The following is a 9510-nucleotide window of genomic DNA, read 5'->3' on the forward strand; positions in this document are numbered from 1 at the left end:
TCTCAGTGGCCGCCTGGGCTCGTGAGGTTCTCGCGGACCTTGGCGATGGCGAACCCCCAGCCCTGCTGCACGGTCGGCTTGGCCGGCACGGCGATCTCCTCGGGGTTGGTGAGGACGTCCAGGAGCACGGGCCCCGGCGTGGCGAACGCCCGGCGCACCGCGTCCGCGAGGTCGTCGGCCCGGTCCACCCGGATGCCGGTGATGCCCATCGACTCGGCGACGGCGGCGAAGTCGGGGTTGTCGAGTCCGGTGCCGAACTCGGGCAGGCCCGCCTCCTCCTGCTCCAGCTTCACCATGCCGAGCCGCTGGTTGTCGAAGACGACGAGCTTGACCGGCAGCCGGCGGCTGCGGATGGTCATGAGGTCGCCGAGGAGCATGCTGAGACCGCCGTCGCCGCAGAAGGCGACGACCTGCCGGTCGGGGTCGAGGAGCTGGGCACCGATGGCCTGCGGCATCGCGTTGGCCATGGAGCCGAGGTTGTACGAGCCGAGCAGCCGGCGGGACCCGCGCATCTCGACGAAGCGCGAGAGCCAGACGGTGGCCATGCCGGTGTCCGAGGTGAAGACGGCGTCGTCGGCCGCCACCTCGTCCACCGCCGCGGCCAGCGCCTCCGGGCGCACCAGGTGGTCCCGGTTGTCGAAGGCCGAGCGCACCTTGCCGACCAGGCCGTGGTCGTGGTCGGGAGCGGCGAGTTTGTGCTGTCCCCGCTGCCACTTGGCGAACTTCTCCCGCGCCTCGTCCAGGTGCCCGCGCTCCGTACGCTGCTCAAGGCGGCGCAGAAGTCCGCGCACGGTGGGGCCGACGTCGGCGGCGAGGGCGACGTCGACGGGGACCCGCCGGCCGATGTGTTCGGCGACCCGGTCGACCTGGATGACCTTCTTGCCCTGCGGATACCACTCGCGGTACGGGAAGTCGGTGCCGAGCAGCAGCAGGGTGTCGGCGTGCTCCATCGCGTGCGCGGCGGCCGGGTTGCCGATCAGCCCCGTCTGGCCGACCTGGAAGGGGTTGTCGCCCTCGAAGCCCTCCTTCGCCTTGAGGGTGAGCACCATGGGCGAGGCCAGCCGTTCCGCGAGGGCGAGCACGTCCTCGCGGGCGCCGCGCGCTCCCCGGCCGACCAGCATGGTGACCTTGCCGCCGTCGGCGAGGGCGGCGGCCGCGTCGTCGAGGACCGGGTCGTCGGGCCGGTTGGCGGACTCCGCGACGGCGAGCCGGACCGGCCGGTCGTCCCGCAGCTCCTGGCCGCCGATGTCGCCGGGCACCGTGAGCACGGCGACGCCGCGGCGCCCGATCGCGCTGCGCACGGCGATCTCGAGGAGGCCCGGCAGCTGTTCGGGAGAGGTGACGGTGGCGCGGAAGACGGCGACGTCACGGAAGAGGAGGTCGTTGTCGACTTCCTGGAAGTAGTCGGTGCCCACCTCGGCGAGGGGCACCTGGCCGGTGATGGCGAGCACCGGGGTGCCGCTCTTGGCGGCGTCGTACAACCCGTTGAGCAGGTGCACGGAGCCGGGGCCCACGGTGCCCATGCAGACCCCGAGGGTGTCGGTGAGCTGCGACTGGGCGCCGGCGGCGAAGGCCGCGGCCTCCTCGTGGCGGCAGCCCACCCATTCGACGGAACCGGTGTCGCGGATGGCGTCGGTGAAGGGGTTCAGAGCGTCACCGACCACTCCGAAGACGTGGCGTACTCCGAGCTCTTCCAGGGCGTCGATCATGACGCGGGCAACAGTGCGTGACATGGGGCGGGGATGTTCCTCTCGTGAACGGGGGAGTGCGCCGTCAGACGGCGAAGGAATCGGGGTCGGCCGCGCGCCAGTCGGCGGCCCAGCTCCCGGGCGGTGAGGCGAACAGCTCGCCGGGGGAGAGCCACTCGTGCAGCTCCGCGTAGGAACGGAACCCGCTGTGGTCCTCGCGGCGCCGCAGCAGACGGGGATTCAGCTCAGAGGTGTCGCGCACCCCCATCGCGGCCATGATCTGCAACGCGCTCTTGACGGTGGCCTCCTGGAAGCGCGCGACGCGTGCGGCCTTGTCCGGCACATCGAGGGCGCGGGCACGGCGCGGGTCCTGGGTGGTGACACCGGTCGGGCAGCGGTTGGTGTGACAGCGCTGGGCCTGGATGCAGCCGACCGCGAACATCATCGCGCGGGCCGCGTTGGTGTAGTCGGCGCCCATGGCGAGGCGCTTGACGATGTCGGTGCCCGTCGCCACCTTGCCGCTCGCGCCGATGCGGATACGGTCCCGCAGCCCTGCCCCTGTCAGGGCGCTGTGCACCATCACGAGGCCTTCGGTGAGGGGCATCCCGAGGTGGTCTGCGAACTCCAGCGGGGCCGCGCCCGTGCCGCCCTCCGCGCCGTCCACGACGACGAAGTCCGGGGTGATCCCCTCCGCCGCCATGGCCTTGCAGACGGCGAGGAACTGCGTACGCGACCCGGGGCACAGCTTGAACCCCACCGGTTTGCCGTGCGTCAGCTCCCGCATCCGGGCGAGGAAGAGGACGAGTTCGCGCGGGGTGGAGAAGACGCGGTGGTAGGGCGGCGAGACGACGGTCTCGCCCTCGGGCACACCGCGTACGGAGGCGATCTCGGCGTTGACCTTGGTGCCGGGAAGGACGCCGCCGATCCCCGGCTTCGCGCCCTGCGACAGTTTCAGTGACACGCACCGGACGGCGGGGTGGGCGGCCTTGTCCGCGAACTGCCGGGCGTCGAAGTCCCCGTCGCGGGTGCGGCAGCCGAAGTAGCCGGTGCCGATCTCCCACACGAGGTCGCCGCCGGGCCGCAGATGGTACTCGGAGAGGCCGCCCTCGCCGGTGTCATGGGCGAACCCGCCGCGCGCCGCGCCGGTGTTCAGCGCGAGGACGGCGTTGGCGGAGAGCGAGCCGAAGCTCATCGCCGACACGTTGAGGAGCGCCATGTCGTACGGCTCGGCGCAGTCGGGGCCGCCGACCCGGACGCGGGGCGGCTCCTTCGCCACCGCCACCGGCGCCATGGACGGCACGAGGAGCTCGTAGCCGCGCTGTTCCATGTCGCGTTCGCTGCCGAACGGCTCCTCGGCGTCGACGCCCTTCGCCCGTTCGTAGACGATGCTGCGGGTGTCCCGGTCGTAGGGCCTGCCGTCGTAGTTGCGCTCCACGAAGTACTGCTGCAGCTCCGGGCGCAGCGCTTCCATCAGGAAACGCAGATGGCCCAGTACCGGGTAGTTCCGCAGCACCGAGTGCCCGCGCTGGATGAGGTCGTACACCCCGGTCAGCGCCACGGCCAGCAAAGGGACCGCGAGCAGCCACCACCACGGCGATGCCAGGAGGGCGAGGAGCACACCGCCCACCGCGCACACCGCCAGCAGGCCCACTGTTGCGAAACGCGTCATGACCCCCACGTGACCCGGATCCGGCCGGTCACACGTGCCACCGCCGACCGGAACGGGGATCAGGGCCGAAAGTCCCGAGGCCAGGGGGGGCTCAGGCCCGGGCGGTCGCCCGCTCCAGGCAATCGTCCACGATCTTCCGGTCGAGCGCGGCCCGCACGAGCGCGGCGGCCACCAAGCTCGGCCGTGCGCCGTCCCCGAGCCGCAGCAGCTCGGCGGCGTCCCGCGGCAGCCCGAGGCGCTCCGCGCCCTGCAGCACCTTGGCGTCGAGGTGCGGCCGGTACTCGGGCCACACGTCCTGCACCTCGCGCAGGAAGATGTGCACGCCGGTGGGCCCGAGGCCCGGAACCCGCCGCAGCATCCGTTCCAGGACGGCCACGTCGCCGTCGGCCTCCTTCCGGACCTCGCGCAGGTCGCCGTGCCACTCCTCGTTCACCAGCCGGGCGCCGTCCCCCAGCTGGGTCGCGGTCCGCTCGTCGTAACGCCGGTACCCGCCGCGCCCGAGGGCGTCGACGCGCTGTTGCCAGGTGGCGTCGGCCATCTGCCGCGGCCCGCGCATCCCCGCGTCGTACAGGGCGCGGGCACTGGCCACCGCGACGGAGGCCCGGATGCGGGCGCTCAGCAGGCAGGACAGGACGAGGGTGCGGTAGAGCGGCTGGGGGGTGTCGGTCAGGCGGATGCCCGCCTGCGCGGCGTACGTCTGTCCCGAGGTCTTGAGCAGTTCCCGCATCACAGCCTGCCGGCCGGCCATCGCGCACCTCCTGGGTGGGGTCCTGGTTCTGGCGTCACCGGGTCCTTTTGCCCGATGAGGACCGGGTGCCCAGCGCGGGGCGCGACAGTACGAGCAGACTGTGCGGCGCGACGGTGACTTCGCCGCCGGCCTTGTGCTCCGCCTCGTCGGAGAGGCCCTGCGGGTCCGTGGTGTCGAGCCGGGTCTCCCAGCGCTCGCCGTACGCGGCGCCCGGCAGCCGGAAGACGACCGGGTCCCCGCAGCTGTTCAGCAGGAGCAGGAAGGAGTCGTCCACCACGGGTCTGCCCTGCGAGTCGGGCTCCGCGATGGCGTCGCCGTTGAGGAAGACGCCGACGGCGTGGGCGTCGGCGCGCCCCCAGTCGTCGTCCGCCATCTCGTGGGCGTCGGGGCGCAGCCACACCAGGTCGGGCAGCGGCCGGCCGGCCTGGGCCGGGCGCTCACCGCGGAAGAAGCGGCGTCTGCGCAGCACCGGGTGGGCGGCGCGCAGTCCGATGGCGCGCCGGGTGAAGCCGATCAGTTCGCGCTGCTCGTCGTCGAGGTCCCAGTCGACCCAGGACAGCTCGTTGTCCTGGCAGTAGGCGTTGTTGTTGCCGCGCTGCGTGCGGCCCAGCTCATCGCCGTGCGCGAGCATCGGGATGCCCTGCGACACCATGAGGGTGGCGAGGAAGTTGCGCTGCTGGCGCGCCCGGAGCTCCAGGACCCGTCCGTCCGTGGTGGGGCCCTCGGCGCCGCAGTTCCACGAGCGGTTGACGCTCTCGCCGTCCCGGTTGTCCTCCGCGTTGGCCTCGTTGTGCTTGTCGTTGTACGAGACCAGGTCGCGCAGCGTGAAGCCGTCGTGGGCGGTGACGAAGTTGACGCTGGCGCGCGGGCGGCGGCGGTCGTGCTGGTAGAGGTCGGACGAGCCGGTCAGCCGGGAGGCGAACTCGGCGAGGGTGTGGTCCTCGCAGCGCCAGAAGTCCCGTACCGCGTCCCGGTACTTGCCGTTCCACTCCGACCACAGGGGCGGGAAGTTGCCGACCTGATAGCCGCCGTCCCCGACGTCCCACGGCTCCGCGATGAGCTTGACGCGGCTGACCACCGGGTCCTGCTGGACCAGGTCGAAGAAGGCCGAGAGCCGGTCCACGTCGTGGAACTGCCGGGCGAGCGTGGCCGCCAGGTCGAAGCGGAATCCGTCGACGTGCATCTCGGTGACCCAGTACCGCAGTGAGTCCATGATCAGTTGCAGGACGTTCGGGTGCCGCATCAGCAGGCTGTTGCCGGTGCCGGTGGTGTCGAAGTAGTGGGCGGGGTCGTCCTCGGGGAGGCGGTAGTACGAGGCGTTGTCGATGCCGCGGAAGGCGAGGGTGGGACCGTTCTCGTTGCCCTCGGCCGTGTGGTTGTAGACCACGTCGAGGATCACTTCGAGACCGGCCGCGTGCAGCGCCTTGACCATCGACTTGAACTCGGTGACCTGCTCGCCCCGGGTGCCCAGCGCCGCGTAGCCGTTGTGCGGGGCGAAGAAGCCGATGGAGGCGTAGCCCCAGTAGTTGGAGAGACCGCGGTCGTGCAGGAAGCCGTCCTGCACGTACTGGTGCACGGGCATCAGCTCGACGGCGGTCACCCCGAGCGACGTGAGGTGGTCGATGACCGCGTCGCTTGCGAGGCCCGCGTACGTGCCACGCAGCTCCGCGGGCACCCCGGGATGCGTGCGGGTCAGGCCGCGTACGTGCGCCTCGTAGACGACCGTCTCGGCATACGGCCTGCGGGGCGGCCGGTCGTCCCCCCAGTCGAAGGACGGGTCGACGACCACCGAGAGCGGCGTGTGACCGGCGCTGTCGGCCGGTTCGGGGCCGTCCGCCGCGCGTTCGTACAGCGAGGCGTCGTTGTCGATCTCCCCCTCGATGGCCCTGGCGTAGGGGTCGAGCAGCAGTTTGGCGGGGTTGCACCGGTGGCCGGCGGCGGGGTTCCAGGGGCCGTGCACCCGGTAGCCGTACCGCTGCCCGGGGCCGACCCCCGGCAGGTAGCAGTGCCAGACGAAGCCGTCGACCTCCGAGAGGGTGACGCTGTCCTGCGTGCCGTCCTCGTGGAACAGGACGAGGACGACCCGCTCGGCCACCTCGCTGAACAGGGCGAAGTTCGTGCCCTCACCGTCATATGTCGCGCCCAGGGGAAAAGGGGATCCGGTCCAGGTGCGCACACGACGTCCTTCCTGACGGGGAGACGGAGGCCTTGCGCACGGGCAGGGCCTCCGCCGGGGTTGCGGGATGGCGTACGGCTCTCGCCGGTGGGCGAAGTGGCCGTGGCGGGCGTGGACTACGTGTCCGGCGAACCCGCCAGGACTGCCATGCTCTCCTCCCGCGGCACGTCGAGCGACTCGGGAACGCAGGGCGCGGGTGCGGCGGGTGCCAGCGGGGCGTGGTCCGGCATCCGGTCGCGGCACGCGAACCAGATGAGCTTTCCGCCGGCCGCGGGGCAGCTGCCCCAGCCGTCGCTCAGCGCGGCGATCTGGGCCAGGAAGCCCTGCGGACCGTAGTGCGGTCCGGGCAGTTCACGGTCCTTGTCCGACACGCCGGTGATGAGGTGGTGCCCCGTCCAGCACATCTCGACGGCGGCTTCCTTGTCCGTTCCGTGCTCCTCGATCGCCGTCAGCAGCACGCGGGTGCAGTGGCTGACGGGTTCGACGAGGTGATCCAGGCCCCAGTGGCGGAGATGGGCGGCCAGGATGCGAGCGACGTGGTCGATCTTCTCCGGGCTGGTCTCCACGTCGAGGTGGTAGTAGCGGGGGGTTGCCGACTTCATTGTGCTTGGCTCCTCTCGGCGGAGCTCCCACCCCTCCCGGCCCTGTGGACCGAGCCCCGAACACGAAGCGTGAGCGTTGATCGCTCCTGAGTCAGTATCAGAGTCATATCGCTACTCCATTCGCGCAACAGGAGCGAACAGCAGGTGGTTTAAAAGCCAACAAGACGCTGCGTGGTCGAGCGTGCACCATGAGTCTGGAAACCGGTCGGCGCGAGCCGTCCGGCCCCGCTACAGGGGTGCGGTCTGCGCCGTGGCCGGGCGCACCGGTCGCACCGGCGCGAAACGAGAAGGTGAGCAGCGTGGTGCTGTTGCCTGCCAAGGATGCGGTTGCGCGGCATCTGAGTCAGTACCGGTCGTGGGAACGGCAGTTGTTCATCCATCCCGCCGACCGCGACGTACGCGCGCAGTTCGAGAGCAGCGCGTACACCCTGTGCGTGCTGATGGGTGAGTGCACGGCGCGGGTGGCCGCGGAAGCGGCCGAGGAGTACCTGCGACCGCGCGCCGCCTGCCGGCCGCGGCCGGCGCCCGAGCATCTGGGGCAGTAGCACCACACACGGCTCCGCCGGAGCCGTGCCCGACTCGAGCGCGGTGGAGGAGTGACCGATGACCTCAACTCCGGAGACGAACCCCGTCCCCGTGGCCACGGGGGTGAACTTCGTCCCCGTGGGGTCGAGTTCTGCCCGCGCGTCGGCGCCACTGACCGTGCGCGTGTCCGTACCTGTGTCCGTGCCCGTCCCCGTCCCGGTCCGGGACGTGCAGCCGGCCGTGGATGGCGGACGCCGCCCGGCGAAGGCGGTGCCCGGTGAGACCTTCCAGGTCACGGCGACGGTCTTCGGCGAGGGCCACGGAGCGGTCGGCGCCAACGTCGTGCTGCTCGGCCCCGACGGCCGGCGCGGGCCCTGGACGCCCATGCGGGAACTGGCCCCGGGCACCGACCGCTGGGGCGCCGAGGTCACGCCGGACGCGGAGGGGCGCTGGACGTACGCCGTGGAGTCCTGGACGGACCCGGTGACGGCGTGGCGCCGGGCCGCCGAGGTCAAGGTCCCGGCGGGCATCGACGTCGGGCTGGTCCTCGAGGAGGGCGCGCTGCTTCACCAGCGGGCCGCGCAGGCGGCGCCGAAGGGCCCCGAACGGCGGATCCTGCTGGCCGCCGCGGACGCGCTCCAGGACGATCTGCGTGATCCGTCCGCACGCCTCGACGCCGCGCTGACGTCCGAGGTGCTGGCGGCGCTCGCCCGTTTCCCCCTGCGCGACCGCGTCACCCGCTCGGACGCCCTCCCTCTTGTGGTCGAACCCCGAAGGGCGTTGTTCGGCTCCTGGTACGAGTTCTTCCCGCGTTCGGAGGGCGCCGTCGTCCGGGAGGGGGAGCCGCCGGCCCCGGGGACGTTCCGTACCGCGGCGGCGCGGCTGCCCGCCATCGCCGGGATGGGCTTCGACATCGTCTACCTGCCGCCGATCCACCCCATCGGCACCACCTTCCGCAAGGGACCCGACAACTCCCTTTCGGCGGGGCCCCACGACGTCGGTGTGCCGTGGGCGATCGGCTCGCCCGAGGGCGGGCACGACGCCGTCCACCCGGATCTGGGCACGCTGGAGGACTTCGACGCCTTCGTGGCCGAGGCCGGGCGGCTCGGGCTCGAAGTGGCCCTGGACTTCGCGTTGCAGTGCTCGCCGGACCACCCGTGGGTGGAGAAGCACCCCGAGTGGTTCAGTCATCGCGCGGACGGGAGCATCGCGTACGCGGAGAACCCGCCGAAGAAGTACCAGGACATCTATCCGCTCGACTTCGACCGTGACCTGCCGGGTCTCGTCGCCGAATCGGTCCGGCTGCTGCGGTTCTGGATGGCCCGCGGCGTGCGGGTCTTCCGCGTCGACAACCCGCACACCAAGCCGGTCGCGTTCTGGGAGCAGGTGCTCGCCGACATCCGGCGCACCGACCCCGACGTGCTCTTCCTCGCCGAGGCGTTCACCAGGCCGCCGCTCGTGCGGGCGCTGGCGCAGGCCGGCTTCCAGCAGTCGTACACGTACTTCACCTGGAAGAACACCAAGCAGGAGCTCACCGACTACCTGACGGAGCTCACCACCGAGACCGCGCCCTACCTGCGCCCGAACTTCTTCGTGAACACCCCCGACATCCTCTCGGAGTTCCTCCAGGAGGGTGGCCGCCCGGCCTTCGAGATCCGTGCGGTACTCGCCGCCACGCTCTCGCCCGCCTGGGGTGTCTACAGCGGATTCGAGCTGTGCGAGAACACCGCCGTGCGGCCGGGAAGCGAAGAGTACCTGAACTCCGAGAAGTACCAGTTGCGCCCGCGTGACTGGGCGGCGGCCGAGCGCGAGGGGCGCACCATCACCCCCCTGATCACCGCGCTGAACCGGATCCGGCGGGACCACCCCGCCCTTCAACAGCTGCGGAACCTTCACTTCCACCAGGCCGACAACGACGCCGTCATCGTCTACAGCAAGCGTGACGGTGACGACACGGTTCTGGTCGTTGTCAATCTGGACCCGCGTCACGTACGCGAAGCCACGGTGTCGTTGGACATGCCGCTGCTCGGCCTCGACTGGCACGAGAGCGTGCCGGTGCGCGACGAGCTCACCGGCGACACCTACCACTGGGGCAGGACCAA

Annotated in this window: 7 protein-coding genes; 2 read left to right on the top strand and 5 right to left on the bottom strand. The window is 71.4% G+C overall.

Annotated elements, in window-relative coordinates; all coding sequences use genetic code 11:
* Window positions 1-2: 2 nt before the first annotated feature.
* The 5 genes from ACFVYR_RS26220 to ACFVYR_RS26240 all read right to left on the bottom strand — a co-directional run bounded on the left by ACFVYR_RS26220 (window position 3) and on the right by ACFVYR_RS26240 (window position 6883).
* Window positions 3-1733: a thiamine pyrophosphate-dependent enzyme gene (locus ACFVYR_RS26220; RefSeq protein ID WP_384254355.1), complete on the bottom strand. Its 1731-nt coding sequence runs from the start codon at window positions 1731-1733 to the stop codon at window positions 3-5.
* Between the two features lie 40 nt (window positions 1734-1773).
* Complete coding sequence (locus tag ACFVYR_RS26225; RefSeq protein ID WP_384254357.1) at window positions 1774-3357, bottom strand: FMN-binding glutamate synthase family protein; 1584 nt, start codon at window positions 3355-3357, stop codon at window positions 1774-1776.
* A 91-nt stretch (window positions 3358-3448) separates the two neighbouring features.
* Window positions 3449-4105: an endonuclease gene (locus ACFVYR_RS26230; protein WP_384254360.1), complete on the bottom strand. Its 657-nt coding sequence runs from the start codon at window positions 4103-4105 to the stop codon at window positions 3449-3451.
* A gap of 34 nt (window positions 4106-4139) precedes the next feature.
* Window positions 4140-6281, bottom strand: coding sequence for a glycogen debranching protein GlgX (glgX, locus tag ACFVYR_RS26235; protein ID WP_384254362.1), 2142 nt, complete (start codon window positions 6279-6281; stop codon window positions 4140-4142).
* A 116-nt stretch (window positions 6282-6397) separates the two neighbouring features.
* Window positions 6398-6883 (bottom strand): pep a2, encoded by a 486-nt coding sequence (locus ACFVYR_RS26240; protein WP_384254364.1) that lies wholly within the window; start codon window positions 6881-6883, stop codon window positions 6398-6400.
* A 299-nt stretch (window positions 6884-7182) separates the two neighbouring features.
* On the opposite strand from ACFVYR_RS26240, the gene ACFVYR_RS26245 reads away from it, so the two are divergent.
* Together ACFVYR_RS26245 and ACFVYR_RS26250 are read left to right on the top strand one after the other, a co-directional pair.
* Window positions 7183-7428 (top strand): DUF5133 domain-containing protein, encoded by a 246-nt coding sequence (locus ACFVYR_RS26245; RefSeq protein ID WP_384254367.1) that lies wholly within the window; start codon window positions 7183-7185, stop codon window positions 7426-7428.
* Window positions 7429-7486: 58 nt separating this feature from the next.
* On the top strand, window positions 7487-9510 hold a 2024-nt coding region (locus ACFVYR_RS26250; protein ID WP_384254369.1), incomplete at its 3' end, for a maltotransferase domain-containing protein.

The organism is Streptomyces sp. NPDC058284 (genome assembly GCF_042881135.1).
In the GTDB taxonomy this organism is placed as follows: domain Bacteria; phylum Actinomycetota; class Actinomycetes; order Streptomycetales; family Streptomycetaceae; genus Streptomyces.